This is a genomic window from Streptomyces sp. NPDC057743 (genome assembly GCF_042798755.1).
In the GTDB taxonomy this organism is placed as follows: Bacteria; Actinomycetota; Actinomycetes; order Streptomycetales; family Streptomycetaceae; genus Streptomyces.
In genome coordinates this window covers 97,791-112,685 of the sequence record NZ_JBHVJX010000017.1, presented here as the reverse complement: position 1 = coordinate 112,685, position 14,895 = coordinate 97,791, and the positions used below count along the sequence as shown (strand labels likewise).

14 protein-coding genes are annotated in these 14,895 nt (G+C 71.4%); 1 reads left to right on the top strand and 13 read right to left on the bottom strand.

Annotated elements, in window-relative coordinates:
* Window positions 1-5: 5 nt before the first annotated feature.
* The 9 genes from ACFVFQ_RS21015 to pyrR all read right to left on the bottom strand — a co-directional run bounded on the left by ACFVFQ_RS21015 (window position 6) and on the right by pyrR (window position 10,636).
* A complete protein-coding gene (locus ACFVFQ_RS21015) occupies window positions 6-329 on the bottom strand; it encodes an integration host factor (RefSeq protein ID WP_016572363.1) in 324 nt (107 codons plus the stop codon).
* Window positions 330-534: 205 nt separating this feature from the next.
* Window positions 535-1,371: an orotidine-5'-phosphate decarboxylase gene (gene pyrF / locus ACFVFQ_RS21010; RefSeq protein ID WP_383418175.1), complete on the bottom strand. Its 837-nt coding sequence runs from the start codon at window positions 1,369-1,371 to the stop codon at window positions 535-537.
* A complete protein-coding gene (locus ACFVFQ_RS21005; protein WP_383418173.1) occupies window positions 1,368-2,477 on the bottom strand; it encodes a quinone-dependent dihydroorotate dehydrogenase in 1,110 nt (369 codons plus the stop codon). The genes pyrF and ACFVFQ_RS21005 overlap by 4 nt, the downstream gene beginning before the upstream one ends.
* A 76-nt stretch (window positions 2,478-2,553) precedes the next feature.
* Window positions 2,554-5,865 carry a carbamoyl-phosphate synthase large subunit gene (carB, locus tag ACFVFQ_RS21000; RefSeq protein ID WP_383418171.1) on the bottom strand — a complete coding sequence of 1,104 codons (3,312 nt, stop codon included), beginning with the start codon at window positions 5,863-5,865 and terminating at the stop codon, window positions 2,554-2,556.
* Entirely contained in the window at window positions 5,858-7,015 is a 1,158-nt protein-coding gene (gene carA, locus ACFVFQ_RS20995; protein WP_383418169.1) for a glutamine-hydrolyzing carbamoyl-phosphate synthase small subunit, read from the bottom strand. The genes carB and carA overlap by 8 nt, the downstream gene beginning before the upstream one ends.
* Window positions 7,012-7,596, bottom strand: coding sequence for a hypothetical protein (locus ACFVFQ_RS20990; protein WP_383418167.1), 585 nt, complete (start codon window positions 7,594-7,596; stop codon window positions 7,012-7,014). Before ACFVFQ_RS20990 ends, carA begins: the two co-directional genes overlap by 4 nt.
* Window positions 7,593-8,879: a dihydroorotase gene (locus tag ACFVFQ_RS20985; protein WP_383418165.1), complete on the bottom strand. Its 1,287-nt coding sequence runs from the start codon at window positions 8,877-8,879 to the stop codon at window positions 7,593-7,595. The genes ACFVFQ_RS20990 and ACFVFQ_RS20985 overlap by 4 nt, the downstream gene beginning before the upstream one ends.
* Before the next feature lie 4 nt (window positions 8,880-8,883).
* Complete coding sequence (locus ACFVFQ_RS20980) at window positions 8,884-9,906, bottom strand: aspartate carbamoyltransferase catalytic subunit (protein WP_383418163.1); 1,023 nt, start codon at window positions 9,904-9,906, stop codon at window positions 8,884-8,886.
* Window positions 9,907-10,000: 94 nt separating this feature from the next.
* A complete protein-coding gene (gene pyrR, locus ACFVFQ_RS20975) occupies window positions 10,001-10,636 on the bottom strand; it encodes a bifunctional pyr operon transcriptional regulator/uracil phosphoribosyltransferase PyrR (RefSeq protein ID WP_383418161.1) in 636 nt (211 codons plus the stop codon).
* A 224-nt stretch (window positions 10,637-10,860) separates the two neighbouring features.
* On the opposite strand from pyrR, the gene bldD reads away from it, so the two are divergent.
* Window positions 10,861-11,361, top strand: coding sequence for a transcriptional regulator BldD (gene bldD / locus ACFVFQ_RS20970; RefSeq protein ID WP_018539834.1), 501 nt, complete (start codon window positions 10,861-10,863; stop codon window positions 11,359-11,361).
* A 268-nt stretch (window positions 11,362-11,629) separates the two neighbouring features.
* Here bldD and nusB read toward each other — a convergent pair whose 3' ends face one another.
* The 4 genes from nusB to ACFVFQ_RS20950 all read right to left on the bottom strand — a co-directional run bounded on the left by nusB (window position 11,630) and on the right by ACFVFQ_RS20950 (window position 14,739).
* Window positions 11,630-12,067 carry a transcription antitermination factor NusB gene (gene nusB, locus ACFVFQ_RS20965; RefSeq protein WP_383418159.1) on the bottom strand — a complete coding sequence of 146 codons (438 nt, stop codon included), beginning with the start codon at window positions 12,065-12,067 and terminating at the stop codon, window positions 11,630-11,632.
* 2 nt (window positions 12,068-12,069) lie between these two features.
* Window positions 12,070-12,636, bottom strand: a complete 567-nt coding sequence (gene efp, locus ACFVFQ_RS20960) for an elongation factor P (protein ID WP_383418157.1) — start codon at window positions 12,634-12,636, stop codon at window positions 12,070-12,072.
* A 63-nt stretch (window positions 12,637-12,699) separates the two neighbouring features.
* Window positions 12,700-13,806, bottom strand: a complete 1,107-nt coding sequence (locus ACFVFQ_RS20955) for an aminopeptidase P family protein (RefSeq protein WP_383418155.1) — start codon at window positions 13,804-13,806, stop codon at window positions 12,700-12,702.
* A 66-nt stretch (window positions 13,807-13,872) separates the two neighbouring features.
* Entirely contained in the window at window positions 13,873-14,739 is an 867-nt protein-coding gene (locus ACFVFQ_RS20950; protein ID WP_383418153.1) for a Pro-rich N-terminal domain-containing protein, read from the bottom strand.
* Window positions 14,740-14,895 lie beyond the last annotated feature (156 nt).

Below are 14,895 nucleotides of genomic sequence, written 5' to 3'. Positions count from 1 at the left end.
GAAACTCAGGAACCAGTGCTCCCGAACTCGCGCTCCAGCGATGCGATCTGGTTCGAGCCCAGACCGCGGACGCGGCGGCTCTCGGAGATGCCGAGCCGCTCCATGATCTGCTTCGCGCGGACCTTGCCGACGCCGGGCAGGGACTCCAGGAGGGCGGAGACCTTCATCTTGCCGATGACATCGTTCTTCTGGCCCTGCTGGATGACCTCGTGGAGGGAGGCTCCGGAGTGCTTGAGCCGATTCTTGACCTCGGCGCGCTCCCGGCGAGCCGCGGCGGCCTTTTCGAGCGCGGCAGCGCGCTGTTCAGGGGTAAGGGGCGGAAGAGCCACGCCTACGTCACCTCGGATGTCGAACTGTCGGATACGGACCGGTGTGGAACCTAGTCGCCCCGTCACAACGGAGCAACGAGCAACGCGCTTACGTGCAGTGCTCTCGACGGAGACTAGCGGCCGATGGCGCTCCAGTCAGCGAGAACAGACGAAAAGTCCTGGTCAGACTCTGCTGACCAGGACATTTCGGGACTAACCGACCTCGTTATGCAACTGCCGCGCGCACTTCGTCGGCGAACCGGGCCGCCGCCGCGCGCAGTGCACCGGCGTCCGGACCGTGCTTGAGCACGCCCCGACTGACGCTCGGGACCACGTTGCGGACCGTCCCGCCGAAGACCGTGGGCAGGTCCGCGGGGGTGGCGCCCTGCGCGCCGATGCCGGGAGCCAGCAGCGGGCCGTTGATCGCCAGGTCGAACGCGGAGAGATCGCCGAGGGTGGCGCCGACGACCGCGCCGAAGGACCCCAGCGGCTGTGCCCCGGCGTTCTCGGCGGCGAGGTGACCGAGCATCGTGGCGGCGACGGTGCGGCCGTCCTCGCGGAGCGCGCGCTGGACCTCCGCGCCCTCCGGGTTGGACGTCAGGCCCAGCACGAAGAGCCCGGCACCGCTCTGCCGCGCCAGCTCCACGGCCGGCCGCAGCGAGCCGTAGCCGAGGTACGGGGAGAGGGTGAGCGCGTCCGAGAACAGCGGGGAGTCCGGGCGCAGGAACGCCTCGGCGTAGGCGCCCATGGTGGAACCGATGTCGCCGCGCTTGGCGTCCATGAGGATCAGTGCGCCACGGTCCCGGGCCTCCTCGACGGCGGTCTCCAGGACCGCGATGCCGCGCGAGCCGAACCGCTCGAAGAAGGCCGACTGCGGCTTGAAGACCGCGACGTGCTCGCCGAGCGCCTCGACGACGGTCCGGGTGAACCGGGCCAGCCCCGCCACATCGTCGTTCAGGCCCCAGTCGGCCAGCAGCGAGGCGTGCGGGTCGATGCCGACGCAGAGCGGGCCGCGCGCGTCCATGGCCCGGCGGAGGCGGGCGCCGAAGGGTTCGGGACTCATTTGGTCACCTGCTTGTGCTCGGCGCCGACCGCGTCGGCGAGGGTGGCGTACGGGCTGGTGCGCAGCCGCGCGGCCAGGCCCTGGTGGATCGCGCGGCACCAGAACGGGCCCTGGTAGATGAAGGCGCTGTAGCCCTGGACGAGGGTGGCGCCGGCGAGGATGCGCTGCCAGGCGTCCTCGGCGGTCTCGATGCCCCCGACGCCGATCAGGGTGATCCGGTCGCCGACCCGGGCGTACAGGCGGCGCAGGACCTCCAGGGAGCGCTCCTTGACGGGGGCGCCGGACAGGCCGCCGGTCTCGGCGACCAGCTCCGGGTCGGAGGTCAGGCCCAGGCCCTCGCGGGCGATGGTGGTGTTGGTGGCGATGATGCCGTCCAGGCCCAGTTCCAGGGCGAGGTCGGCGACCGCGTCGATGTCCTCGTCGGCCAGGTCGGGCGCGATCTTGACCAGGAGCGGGACGCGGCGGTCGGTGACCGTGCGGTCGGCGGCCTCGCGGACCGCGGTGAGCAGCGGGCGCAGGTGGTCCGTGGCCTGGAGGTTGCGCAGCCCCGGGGTGTTCGGCGAGGAGACGTTGACGACCAGGTAGTCGGCGTGCCGGGCCAGGCGCTCGGTGGAGGTGACGTAGTCGGCGACCGCCTCGGCCTCCGGCACGACCTTGGTCTTGCCGATGTTGACGCCGACGGTGGTCCGGAAGACCGGGTTCCGGGCGGCCAGACGGGCGGCGACGACCGCCGAGCCGTCGTTGTTGAAGCCCATCCGGTTGATCAGCGCGCGGTCCGGGACGAGCCGGAAGAGCCGCTTCTTGGGGTTGCCGGGCTGCGGCTGGGCGGTGACCGTGCCGATCTCGACGTGGTCGAAGCCGAGCATCGCCATCCCGTCGATGGCGACGGCGTTCTTGTCGAAGCCGGCGGCCAGTCCGAACGGGCCGTGCATCCGGCGGCCCAGGGCCTCGGTGCGCAGCTCCTTGTGGCGGGGGGCGAGGACGGCCGCCACGAAGGTGCGCAGCACCGGGACGCGCGCGGCCAGGCGGATCCACCGGAAGGCCAGGTGGTGGGCCTTCTCGGGGTCCATGCGCTGGAAGAACAGCTGGAAGAACAGGCGGTACATGGGGTGTTGGCCTTACGGGAGAGAGTGGGCGGGCTCATGAAGAGGGGGACACCGCCGTGGTGTCCCCCTCCGGGCCTCACTCCTCGCGGGCCGCCGTCAGGTGCCTGGCGTGCTCCTGGAGGGAGCGCACCCCGACGTCACCCCGGGACATCGCCTCGATGCCCTGGACGGCGGCGGCCAGCGCCTGGACCGTGGTCAGGCAGGGGATGCCGCGCGCCACGGAGGCGGTGCGGATGTCGTAGCCGTCGAGCCGACCGCCGGTCCCGTAGGGGGTGTTGACGATCAGGTCGACCTCGCCGTCGTGGATGAGCTGGACGATGGTCTTCTCGCCGTTCGGCCCCTCGCCCTCGGAGTGCTTGCGCACCACGGTGGTCTTGATGCCGTTGCGGCGCAGCACCTCGGCGGTACCGGAGGTGGCCAGCAACTCGAAGCCGTGGGCGACCAGTTCGCGGGCCGGGAAGATCATCGAGCGCTTGTCGCGGTTGGCGACGGAGACGAACGCCCGGCCCTTGGTGGGCAGCGCGCCATAGGCGCCGGACTGCGACTTGGCGTAGGCCGTGCCGAAGACCGAGTCGATGCCCATGACCTCGCCGGTGGAGCGCATCTCCGGGCCGAGGATGGTGTCCACGCCGCGGCCCGAGCGGTCCCGGAAGCGCGACCAGGGCAGGACCGCCTCCTTGACGGAGATCGGGGCGTCCAGCGGCAGCGTGCCGCCGTCCCCGGTCTTGGGCAGCATGCCCTCGGCGCGCAGCTCGGCGATGGTGGCGCCCAGCGAGATCCGGGCGGCGGCCTTGGCCAGCGGCACCGCGGTGGCCTTCGAGGTGAACGGCACGGTCCGCGAGGCGCGCGGGTTGGCCTCCAGGACGTAGAGGATGTCGCCGGCCATCGCGAACTGGATGTTGATCAGGCCGCGGACGCCAACTCCCTTGGCGATGGCCTCCGTTGAGGCCCGCAGCCGCTTGATGTCGAAGCCGCCGAGGGTGATCGGGGGCAGCGCGCAGGCGGAGTCGCCGGAGTGGATGCCGGCCTCCTCGATGTGCTCCATGACGCCGCCGAGGTAGAGCTCGTGACCGTCGTAGAGCGCGTCGACGTCGATCTCGATGGCGTCGTCGAGGAACCGGTCGATCAGGACCGGGTGCTGGTCGATCAGGCCGGCGTGCCGCTGAAGGTACTCGGCCAGCGAGGGCTCGTCGTAGACGATCTCCATGCCGCGGCCGCCGAGGACGTAGGACGGGCGGACCATGACCGGGTAGCCGATCTCGGCGGCGATCGTCTTGGCCTCGTCGAAGGAGAAGGCGGTGCCGTACTTGGGGGCCGGCAGTCCGGCCTCGGTCAGCACCCGGCCGAACGCGCCGCGCTCCTCGGCGAGGTCGATCGCCTCCGGCGAAGTGCCCACGATCGGCACGCCGTTGTCCTTGAGCGCCTGGGCCAGGCCGAGCGGGGTCTGCCCGCCGAGCTGGACGACGACGCCGGCGACCGGCCCGGCCTGCTGCTCGGCGTGCACGATCTCCAGCACGTCCTCCAGGGTGAGCGGCTCGAAGTAGAGCCGGTCGGAGGTGTCGTAGTCGGTGGAGACGGTCTCCGGGTTGCAGTTGACCATCACGGTCTCGTAGCCGGCGTCGCTCAGCGCGAAGCTGGCGTGGACGCAGGAGTAGTCGAACTCGATGCCCTGGCCGATGCGGTTGGGGCCGGAGCCCAGGATGATCACCGCGGGCTTCTCGCGCGGCGCGACCTCGCTCTCCTCGTCGTAGGACGAGTAGAAGTACGGGGTGCGGGCGGCGAATTCGGCGGCGCAGGTGTCGACCGTCTTGTAGACCGGGCGGAGGCCGAGGGCGTGCCGGACCTCGCGGACGACCTCCTCGCGCAGGCCGCGGAGGGCGGCGATCTGGGCGTCGGAGAAGCCGTGACGCTTTGCATCCGCAAGGACTTCGGGGTCCAGCTTGTCGGCGGCCGCGATCTCGTCGGCGACCTCCTTGACGAGGAAGAGCTGGTCGACGAACCACGGGTCGATCTTGGTGGCGTCGAAGACCTCCTGCGGGGTGGCACCGGCCCGGATCGCGGCCATCACGGTGTTGATCCGGCCGTCGGTGGGGACCTTGGCCCGCTCCAGCAGCTCCGCCTTCGCGCCGGGCTCGCCGGTGAAGTCGAACTGGCTGCCCTTCTTCTCCAGCGAGCGCAGCGCCTTGTTGAGCGCCTCGGTGAAGTTGCGACCGATAGCCATCGCCTCGCCGACCGACTTCATGGTGGTGGTGAGCGTGGCGTCGGCGGCCGGGAACTTCTCGAAGGCGAACCGCGGGACCTTGACGACGACGTAGTCGAGGGTGGGCTCGAACGACGCCGGGGTCTGCTCGGTGATGTCGTTGGGGATCTCGTCGAGGGTGTAGCCGACGGCGAGCCGGGCGGCGATCTTCGCGATCGGGAAGCCGGTGGCCTTGGAGGCCAGCGCCGAGGAGCGGGAGACCCGGGGGTTCATCTCGATGACGATGACCCGGCCGTCCTCGGGGTTCACCGCGAACTGGATGTTGCAGCCGCCGGTGTCCACGCCGACCTCGCGAATCACCGCGATGCCGATGTCCCGGAGGATCTGGTACTCGCGGTCGGTGAGCGTCATCGCCGGCGCGACGGTGATCGAGTCGCCGGTGTGCACGCCCATCGGGTCGAAGTTCTCGATGGAGCAGACGACCACGACGTTGTCGTGCTTGTCGCGCATCAGCTCCAGCTCGTACTCCTTCCACCCGAGGATGGACTCCTCCAGGAGCACCTCGGTGGTCGGCGAGAGGGTCAGGCCCTGGCCGGCGATCCGGCGCAGCTCCTCCTCGTCGTGCGCGAAGCCGGAGCCGGCGCCGCCCATGGTGAAGGACGGGCGGACCACGACCGGGTAACCGCCGAGCTCCTCAACGCCCTTGAGGACGTCGTCCATGGAGTGGCAGATGTAGGAGCGCGCGGACTCGCCGTGCCCGATCTTGCGGCGGACGGCCTCCACGACCTCCTTGAACTGGTCGCGGTCCTCGCCCTTGTGGATCGCCTCGACGTTGGCGCCGATCAGCTCGACGCCGTACTTGTCGAGGGTGCCGGCCTCGTGCAGCGAGATGGCGGTGTTGAGCGCCGTCTGGCCACCGAGGGTCGGCAGCAGGGCGTCGGGGCGCTCCTTGGCGATGATCTTCTCGACGAACTCCGGGGTGATCGGCTCGACGTAGGTGGCGTCGGCGATCTCCGGGTCGGTCATGATCGTGGCCGGGTTGGAGTTGACCAGGATGACGCGCAGGCCCTCGGACTTGAGGACCCGGCAAGCCTGGGTACCGGAGTAGTCGAACTCGGCGGCCTGACCGATGACGATCGGGCCGGAGCCGATGACCAGGACGGACTGGATATCGGTGCGCTTAGGCACGCTGGCCCTCCATCAGGACGGTGTTCATCAAAGACGTGAAGCGATCGAAGAGATACGCGGCGTCGTGCGGGCCGGCGGCCGCCTCGGGGTGGTACTGCACGCTGAAGGCCGGCTGGTCCAGGAGCTGGAGCCCCTCCACCACGTTGTCGTTGAGGCAGACGTGGGTGACCTCGGCCCGGCCGAAGGGGGTGTCGGAGACCTTGTCGAGCGGCGCGTCCACGGCGAACCCGTGGTTGTGCGCGGTGATCTCGACCTTGCCGGTCGTGCGGTCCTGCACCGGCTGGTTGATGCCGCGGTGCCCGTACTTGAGCTTGTACGTGCCGAAGCCCAGCGCCCGGCCCAGGATCTGGTTGCCGAAGCAGATGCCGAACAGCGGGGTCTTCCGGGACAGCACCTCGCGCATCACCGAGACCGCGTGGTCGGCGGTGGCCGGGTCGCCGGGGCCGTTGGAGAAGAACACGCCGTCGGGGTTGACCGCGTAGACGTCCTCGGCGGTGGCGGTGGCCGGCAGGACGTGCACCTCGATGCCGCGCTCGGCCATCCGCTGCGGGGTCATGCCCTTGATGCCGAGGTCGATCGCGGCGACGGTGAACTTCCTTTCACCGATGGCCGGGACGACGTACGCCTCCTTGGTGGTGACCTGCGCGCAGAGGTCGGCGCCCTGCATCTCGGGCTGCTGGCGGACCTCGGCGAGCATGGTGCCCTCGTCGGGCAGCGCGTTGCCGGAGAAGATCCCGACCCGCATCGCACCGCGCTCACGCAGGTGGCGGGTGAGCGCCCGGGTGTCGACGCCGCTGATGCCGACGACGCCCTGGCGGCGCAGCTCCTCGTCGAGGGAGCGGCGGGAGCGCCAGTTGGACGGGATCCGGGCGGGGTCGCGGACGACGTAGCCGGAGACCCAGATCCGCTGCGACTCGGGGTCCTCGTCGTTCACGCCGGTGTTGCCGACGTGCGGGGCGGTCATGACGACCACCTGGCGGTGGTAGGAGGGGTCGGTCAGCGTCTCCTGGTAGCCGGTCATGCCGGTGGAGAACACCGCCTCGCCGAAGGTCTCCCCCACGGCCCCGTAGGCGCGGCCGCGGAAGGTGCGGCCGTCCTCCAGGACGAGTACGGCGGGGATCTTGGCGGTCCCCTTGGTGGAGGTCGTCATCGTGCGCCTTCCGTTTCGGTGTGCTCGGTGGTGTGCTCGCTGCTGAGCCGGTCCAGGGCCGCGACCCAGGCCGGGTGCTCCGCTGCCCGGTCGGAGCGGAAGCCGGAGTCGATCTGCTTGCCGCCCAGCTCCCAGGTGACGACCAGCAGGCCGCCCTCCGGGAGGACCTTGCCGGCGATGCCCGCCTCCAGGCGGGCGCCGCGCAGCGCGGCGGCCGGGATGAAGAAGTCCGTGGCGCCGGGCCGTTCGACGACCAAACCCCGGTCGGTCAGGGTCAGTTCGGCGCGGCTGCGGGTGCCCAGGCCGTGGGCGACGATCCGGTCGAGCCACTGCCCGGCGGTGGTCGAGCCGTGGTAGCGGCCGCTGAGTGTGAGCAGCGGCTCGCCCGCGTCGTCCGGTGCGGCGGGCAGCTCGGGCAGGTCGCCCTGGAGGGTGCCGCGCCACTTCCAGCCCTGGCGCATCAGCCAGTAGACGAAGGCGACGAAGACCAGGAGGCCGACCACCCAGGCGATGCGCCCGGACCAGTCGGTGACCGGGGCGGAGTGCTGCGCCGCGGCCAGGGTGAGGAGTTGAGGAGTCACGCGAGCTTCCCGTCGACGACCGTTGCGCGGCCCCGCAGGAAGGTGTGGGTGACGCGTCCCGGCAGCTCACGGCCCTCGTAGGGGGTGTTGCGGCTGCGGGAGGCGAAGCCCGCGGGGTCCACCTCTCCACGGTAAGCGGAATCGAGCAGGGTGAGGTTGGCAGGCTCACCGGCGACGATGGGGCGCCCCTGACCGGCCAGGGAGCCGATCCGCGCCGGGGTGGCGGACATCCGGTCGGCGACGCCGGCCCAGTCCAGCAGCCCGGTCTCGACCATGGTGTGCTGGACGACCGACAGCGCGGTCTCCAGGCCCACCATGCCCATCGCGGCCGCGGCCCACTCGCAGTCCTTGTCCTCGTGCGGGTGCGGGGCGTGGTCGGTGGCGACGATGTCGATGGTGCCGTCGGCGAGGGCCTCGCGCAGCGCCATGACGTCGCGCTCGGTGCGCAGCGGCGGGTTGACCTTGTAGACCGGGTTGTAGCTGCGCACCAACTCGTCGGTGAGCAGCAGGTGGTGCGGGGTGACCTCGGCGGTCACGTCGATGCCGCGGGACTTGGCCCACCGGACGATCTCGACGCTGCCGGCGGTCGACAGGTGACAGATGTGCACCCGGGAGCCGACGTGCTCGGCGAGCAGCACGTCCCGGGCGATGATCGACTCCTCGGCGACGGCCGGCCAGCCGCCCAGCCCCAACTCGGCCGAGACGATGCCCTCGTTCATCTGGGCACCCTCGGTCAGCCGCGGCTCCTGGGCGTGCTGGGCGACGACGCCGCCGAACGCCTTCACGTACTCCAGGGCCCGCCGCATGATCACCGCGTCGTCGACGCACTTGCCGTCGTCGGAGAAGACCGTGACGCCGGCCGCCGACTCGTGCATCGCGCCCAGCTCGGCCAGCTTCTTGCCCTCCAGGCCGACGGTGACGGCGCCGATGGGCTGCACGTCGCAGTAGCCGTGGTCCTTGCCGAGCCGGTAGACCTGCTCGACGACGCCGGCGGTGTCGGCGACCGGGAAGGTGTTGGCCATGGCGAACACCGCGGTGAAGCCGCCGCTGGCCGCGGCCCGGGTGCCGGTCAGCACCGTCTCGGAGTCCTCACGGCCCGGCTCGCGCAGGTGGGTGTGCAGGTCCACGAGGCCGGGCAGCAGGATCTTCCCGTCGGCCTCGATCACCTCGGCGCCCTCGGCGGACAGCCCGCCTCCGACCGCCTCGATGGTCTCGCCGTCGATCAGCACGTCCTGGGGCGCGCCGCCGAGCACCTTCGCACCGCGGATCAGGATCTTGCTCATGGTCTTACTTCTCCTCGGTACGGGATTCAGAGGTGGGCGCGGAGCGCCTCGATCCAAGGGTGGTGGTGGGCGACGGGCGGGCGGGCTCGTTGCCGCCGAGCAGCAGGTAGAGCACGGCCATGCGGATCGAGACGCCGTTGGCGACCTGCTCGATGACCGTGCAGCGGTCGGAGTCGGCGACCTCGGCGGTGATCTCCATGCCGCGGACCATCGGGCCGGGGTGCATCACGAGGGCGTGCTCGGGCATCCGCGCCATCCGGTCGCCGTCCAGGCCGTAGCGGCGCGAGTACTCCCGCTCGGTCGGGAAGAAGGCCGCGTTCATCCGCTCCCGCTGGACCCGCAGCATCATCACGGCGTCGGACTTGGGCAGCACGGCGTCGAGGTCGTAGGAGACCTCGCACGGCCAGGTCTCGACGCCGACCGGTACGAGGGTGGGCGGCGCGACGAGGGTGACCTCGGCGCCGAGGGTGTGCAGCAGGTCCACGTTGGAGCGGGCCACCCGGCTGTGCAGCACGTCGCCGACGAGGGTGATGCGCCTGCCGTCGAGGTCCCGGCCGAGCCCGGCGTCCGGGCCGACGAGCCGCCGCCGCATGGTGAAGGCGTCCAGCAGGGCCTGGGTGGGGTGCTGGTGGGTGCCGTCGCCGGCGTTGATGACGGGGGCGTCGATCCAGCCGGAGGTGGCCAGCCGGTAGGGGGCGCCGGAGGCGCTGTGCCGGATGACGACGGCGTCGACGCCCATCGCCTCCAGGGTCTGGGCGGTGTCCTTGAGGGACTCGCCCTTGGAGACGCTGGAGCCCTTGGCGGCGAAGTTGATGACGTCCGCGGAGAGCCGCTTCTCGGCGGCCTCGAACGAGATCCGGGTCCGGGTCGAGTCCTCGAAGAAGAGATTGCAGACGGTGCGTCCGCGCAGGGCGGGCAGTTTCTTGATCGGCCGGTCGGCGACCCGGGCCATTTCCTCGGCGGTGTCGAGGATCAGCACGGCGTCGTCCCGCGTGAGATCGGCGGCCGAGATGAGGTGACGCTTCATCCGGTTTCTCCGGGGGTGAGGGAGGTATACGGGAATGTCCGTCGAGCGGGCATGACTGTCGGCCCGGGGTCACCGGGTCCGTACGTGTGCGGCGTCAGCGCCCGCCGGCCGGAGCTTCTCGCTCGGCTTCCGCGGACTCGGCGTCGCCGGGGCGGGGCGAGGTGGAGCGCAGGCCGAGCAGCACGGCGTCGCGGCCGTCCTCCTCGGTGAGCTGGACCTTGACCGCTTCCCGCAGCGAGGTGGGGAGGTTTTTACCCACGTAGTCGGCGCGGATGGGCAGCTCGCGGTGGCCGCGGTCGACCAGGACGGCGAGCTGTACGGCGCGCGGGCGCCCGATGTCGCCCAGGGCGTCCAGGGCGGCCCGGATGGTGCGCCCGGAGAAGAGCACGTCGTCGACGAGGAGGACCAGCCGGCCCTCGATGCCGTCACCGGGGATCTCCGTGCGCCCCAGCGTGCGGGCCGGGCCCAGCCGCAGGTCGTCACGGTACATCGTGATGTCGAGCGAGCCGACCGGAATGGCGCGGCCGGTGATCTCTTCCAGCTTGGCGGCCAGCCGCTGGGCGAGGAAGACACCGCGGGTGGGGATTCCCAGGAGCACCACGTCGTCCGCGCCCTTGGCGCGCTCGACGATTTCGTGGGCGATACGGGTGAGCATCCGCGCGATGTCCGGGCCTTCGAGCACCGGGCGCGCGGGCGTTTGAGTTCTCGCGTCGGAACTGCGTGCGTCCATACGAAACGGACCTCCTTCTCCGCCTCACGGGACGGACTTTAAAGGACGTCGAAATTACGGCCCTAAGGCTATCAGGAGGCTCTTTGGAACCCGTACACCCCCCCCTGACGGGTGAGGGTCTGGCCCATTCGGCTTGACGAAGTCAGATTACGCTGCGTAACCTCACAGTGAGTTACCAGCCACGCGGCGGAGCCGCATGTCGATACAGCCGTCTGGGGAGCTTTATGTCCAGCGAATACGCTAAACAGCTCGGGGCCAAGCTCCGCGCCATCCGTACCCAGCAGGGCCTCTCTCTCCATGGCGTCGAGGAGAAGTCCCAGGGCCGCTGGAAGGCCGTGGTGGTGGGGTCTTACGAGCGCGGCGACCGTGCCGTGACCGTACAGCGCCTCGCCGAGCTGGCGGACTTCTACGGCGTGCCGGTGCAGGAACTGCTTCCGGGCACGACGCCGGGCGGCGCCGCCGAGCCGCCGCCGAAGCTGGTGCTGGACCTGGAGCGCCTGGCCCACGTCCCGCAGGAGAAGGCCGGCCCGCTCCAGCGTTACGCCGCCACCATCCAGAGCCAGCGCGGTGACTACAACGGCAAGGTCCTCTCGATCCGCCAGGACGACCTGCGCACCCTCGCGGTGATCTACGACCAGTCGCCCTCGGTGCTCACCGAGCAGCTCATCAGCTGGGGCGTGCTCGACGCGGACGCCCGCCGGGCCGTGCAGCACGAGGAGATCTGACGGGCCAAGCCCCGCGCTTCCTACGCAGAAACGTACCGCCGCTCCGGGCCACCGCCCGGAGCGGCGGTCGTCGTTGGGGCCCTCGGGCCTGTCCGATGGGTCAGGGTCGGCCCCGGCCATGACCCATCGGACAGGCCCGAGGAGACCCCCGGGAGGGCCGGCGGCGGGAACAGACGGACGAGGGGCCCGGGAGCGATGTTCTCATCGCTCCCGGGCCCCTCGTCGTGCCTCGGGTCCGGTCAGCCGGTCACCGGCCGCCGGGACCGGCTCAGCGCGCGTCCTCGCGCCGCAGCCCCGGCTTCAGTTCCTTGAAGCGGGCCAGCAGGCCGTTGACGAAGGCCGGGGAATCGTCCGTGGAGAATTCCTTGGCCAACTGCACGGCCTCGTCGATCGCCACCGCGTCCGGCGTACCGTCCACCCACAGCAGTTCGTAGGCGCCGAGCCGGAGGATCGAGCGGTCGGCCGCCGGCATCCGGTCCAGGTCCCAGCCGACGGAGTAGGTGGAGATCAGCTCGTCGATCCGGGCGACGCGCTCCGCGTACCCCTCGACCAGCTCCAGGGTGTACTCGTGCACGGGCGGCTGGCGCGGGTCGGTCCGGGCGTGGCGCATCCAGTCCGCGAGCACGGACTGCACATCGGCACCGCGCTGGTCGGCCTCGAAGAGGATCTGGAAGGCGCGCTTACGGGCCTTGGTGCGGGCAGCCACGGTTAGCTGTTCACCCGGCCGAGGTAGTCGCCGGTACGGGTGTCGACCTTGATCTTCTCACCGGTGGTGATGAAGAGCGGCACCTGGATCGAGTGGCCGGTCTCCAGCTCGGCGGGCTTGGAGCCGCCGGTGGAACGGTCGCCCTGGACGCCCGGCTCGGTGTGCTTGATGGTCAGCTCGACGGCGGCCGGCAGCTCGACGTAGAGCACCGAACCGTCGTGCTGCGCGACGACGGCGTCGAAGCCCTCGACGAGGTAGTTGGCCGCGTCGCCGACGGTCTTGCGGTCGATGTGGAGCTGGTCGTAGGTGTCCATGTCCATGAAGACGAAGTAGTCGCCGTCCATGTACGAGAACTGCATGCCGCGCTTGTCGACGTTGGCCGTCTCGACCTTGACGCCGGCGTTGAAGGTCTTGTCCACCACCTTGCCGGAGAGCACGTTCTTGAGCTTGGTGCGGACGAAGGCCGGGCCCTTACCGGGCTTGACGTGCTGGAACTCGACGACGGACCAGAGCTGGCCGCCTTCGAGCTTGAGCACCATGCCGTTCTTGAGGTCGTTCGTGGAAGCCACGGTTGCGGAATCTCCTGGACAGGTGGTGGGTACCGCAGAACCGCCCGCAGCGAGCCCGGTGGCTCAGAGGGCGAGCAGCTCCTTGGTCGTGATCGTGAGTAGCTCGGGTCCGCCGTCCGCCTCGGGGCGGACGACGAGGGTGTCGTCGATTCGGACACCCCCACGGCCCGGGATGTGGACCCCTGGCTCGACGGTGACCGGCACGCAAGCGTCCAGTTTACCCATGGCTCCGGGTGACAACTGAGGGTCCTCGTCGATTTCCAGTCCGACTCCATGCCCGGTCCACAGTCCGAGGCCGTCGCCGTGGCCCGCGGTCTCCAGGATCTGACGGGCCACCCGGTCCACTTCGTGGCACTCCACGCCCGGCGCCAGCGCCTCCCGACCGGCCTTCTGGGCCGCGAAGACCAGGTCGTAGAGGTCGATCTGCCAGTCCGCCGGGGTGGTGCCGATGACGAAGGTCCGGCCGATCTCGCAGCGGTAGCCGCGGTAGTTGGCGCCCAGGTTGACGGTGAGGAAGTCGCCCTCCTCGACGCGGCGGTCGGAGGGCAGGTGTCCGGCGCGGCCGGAGTTCGGGCCGGTGGCGACGGAGGTCGGGAAGGCCGGGCCGTCCGCGCCGTGGTCGACCAGGCGGCGCTCCAGCTCCAGCGCGAGGTGCCGCTCGGTGCGGCCGACCAGGATCGACTCCAGGAGCTCGCCCAGCGCCTGGTCGCTGATCTCGGCGGCGATCCGCAGGCAGGCGATCTCGTCGTCGTCCTTGACCAGCCGCTGTGCCTCGACGGCGCAGGCCAGGTCGGCGAGGCGCAGCCCGGGGGCGACCCGGGCGAGCGCCCGGTGGCGGGTGACGGTGAGGTGGTGCTCCTCCACCGCGAGGGTCCTGGCGCCCTGCTTGGCGGCGAGGCCGGCGGCGGCCACGACGGGGTCGCCGCCGCGGGCGGGGAGTACCGAGGTCCGGACGTCGTCGGCGGGCCGTCCCTCGGTGGGGTCACCGGTCAACGGGCGGCCGCAGAGCAGGACATCGTCACCGGGGCCGAGCAGCAGGGCCGCTCCGGGCGGGGTGCAGCCGGTGAGGTAGCGGACGTTGGCGGGGCGCGAGATCAGGGCGGCGGTGCTTCCGGTTGCTGCGCAGCGGTCGCGCAGCCGCGCGCGTCGGACCGCGTACAACTCGGACATATCGCCAGCGTACGACCGCTGTCCCGGGGCGGCCGTTCGAGAGCGCCGCCCGGGGGAAGGGCGCGGTTACCAGCTCGGCGGGCTGGCGATGCTGCCGGCGACGACCTCGTCGAGGGCGCGCACGGTGGTGGCGACGTCGTGCTGGGAGTTGTCGATGATCGGCAGGCCGGAGCCGTACCAGCCGGCCATCCGGCCGTGGATGCGGGCCACCTCCTCGTCGGTCAGGCGGCGGTTGCCGGAGCGTCGGGCGTTGCGCTCCAGGACGACCTCCAGGCCCGGGAGCAGGACTATCGGCAGCAGTCCCGGGCCCACGTGGCGCTTCCAACCGCCGAGGCCGACGACCGGGCGGTCCGGGAAGACGGCGTCGTCGAGGATGCAGGAGATGCCGTTGGCGAGGAAGTTGCGGGCGGCGAAGCCGCAGGTGCGGCGGGCGAGGCGGTACTGGGCCTCGGAGTTGTCGTTCCAGCCGGACTGCGGGTCGGCGAAGCCGGAGCGGACCCACTCGCGGACGTCGTCCAGGCTGATGTGCGCGGTCGGCACCCGCCGGGTGTCGGCCCAGTGCCGGGCGACGCTGGTCTTGCCGGCGCCGGCCGGGCCGATCAGCAGCACCGCGACGGCGGTCCCCGAGACGTCGGGGGCGGCGCTGCCGGGCGGCGGGCTGGGGAGCGGGACGGGGGCGCCGGGGGGCAGCTGGACGTGGCCGGTGACGTCCCCGCTGTGCGGGGCCTGGTGCGGAGCGGGGGCGGGCCAGCCCTGGGCGGGGGCGCCGGGCGCCGGTGGGGCGGGCGGGGGCGGTGGGGCCGCGGGGGTGTGCGGGGCGCCCGGCGGGTGAGGCGGGCCGGGGTGGGGCGTCCAGTTCATGGTCATGCCGGCGCCGGGGGTGTGAAGCGGGCCGCGGGGCGGTGGCAGCGGAGCCCCCACTGCGTACTGCATCCGGTGGCTCTCCGTCTCGTGCGGTCGACGTGGTGCGGGGCGGGGGGGCCGGGGGGGGGGGCCGGGGGGGCGGGGGCCCCCGCGGGGGGGGGCGCGGGGGGGGGGGGGCCCCCCGGGGTGTGGGTGGGGGCCAGATAAACCCGCCCCCGGCCCGGG

What these genes read in the sequence shown, in the direction of transcription:
- ACFVFQ_RS21005 (WP_383418173.1), bottom strand. Translation starts at nt 2,477, where the DNA reads ATGTACCGCCTGTTCTTCCAGCTGTTCTTCCAGCGCATGGACCCCGAG.
- carA (WP_383418169.1), bottom strand. Translation starts at nt 7,015, where the DNA reads ATGACGACCTCCACCAAGGGGACCGCCAAGATCCCCGCCGTACTCGTC.
- ACFVFQ_RS20950 (WP_383418153.1), bottom strand. Translation starts at nt 14,739, where the DNA reads ATGCAGTACGCAGTGGGGGCTCCGCTGCCACCGCCCCGCGGCCCGCTT.
- ACFVFQ_RS20980 (WP_383418163.1), bottom strand. Translation starts at nt 9,906, where the DNA reads ATGAAGCGTCACCTCATCTCGGCCGCCGATCTCACGCGGGACGACGCC.
- ACFVFQ_RS20985 (WP_383418165.1), bottom strand. Translation starts at nt 8,879, where the DNA reads ATGAGCAAGATCCTGATCCGCGGTGCGAAGGTGCTCGGCGGCGCGCCC.
- pyrF (WP_383418175.1), bottom strand. Translation starts at nt 1,371, where the DNA reads ATGAGTCCCGAACCCTTCGGCGCCCGCCTCCGCCGGGCCATGGACGCG.
- bldD (WP_018539834.1), top strand. Translation starts at nt 10,861, where the DNA reads ATGTCCAGCGAATACGCTAAACAGCTCGGGGCCAAGCTCCGCGCCATC.
- ACFVFQ_RS20955 (WP_383418155.1), bottom strand. Translation starts at nt 13,806, where the DNA reads ATGTCCGAGTTGTACGCGGTCCGACGCGCGCGGCTGCGCGACCGCTGC.
- pyrR (WP_383418161.1), bottom strand. Translation starts at nt 10,636, where the DNA reads ATGGACGCACGCAGTTCCGACGCGAGAACTCAAACGCCCGCGCGCCCG.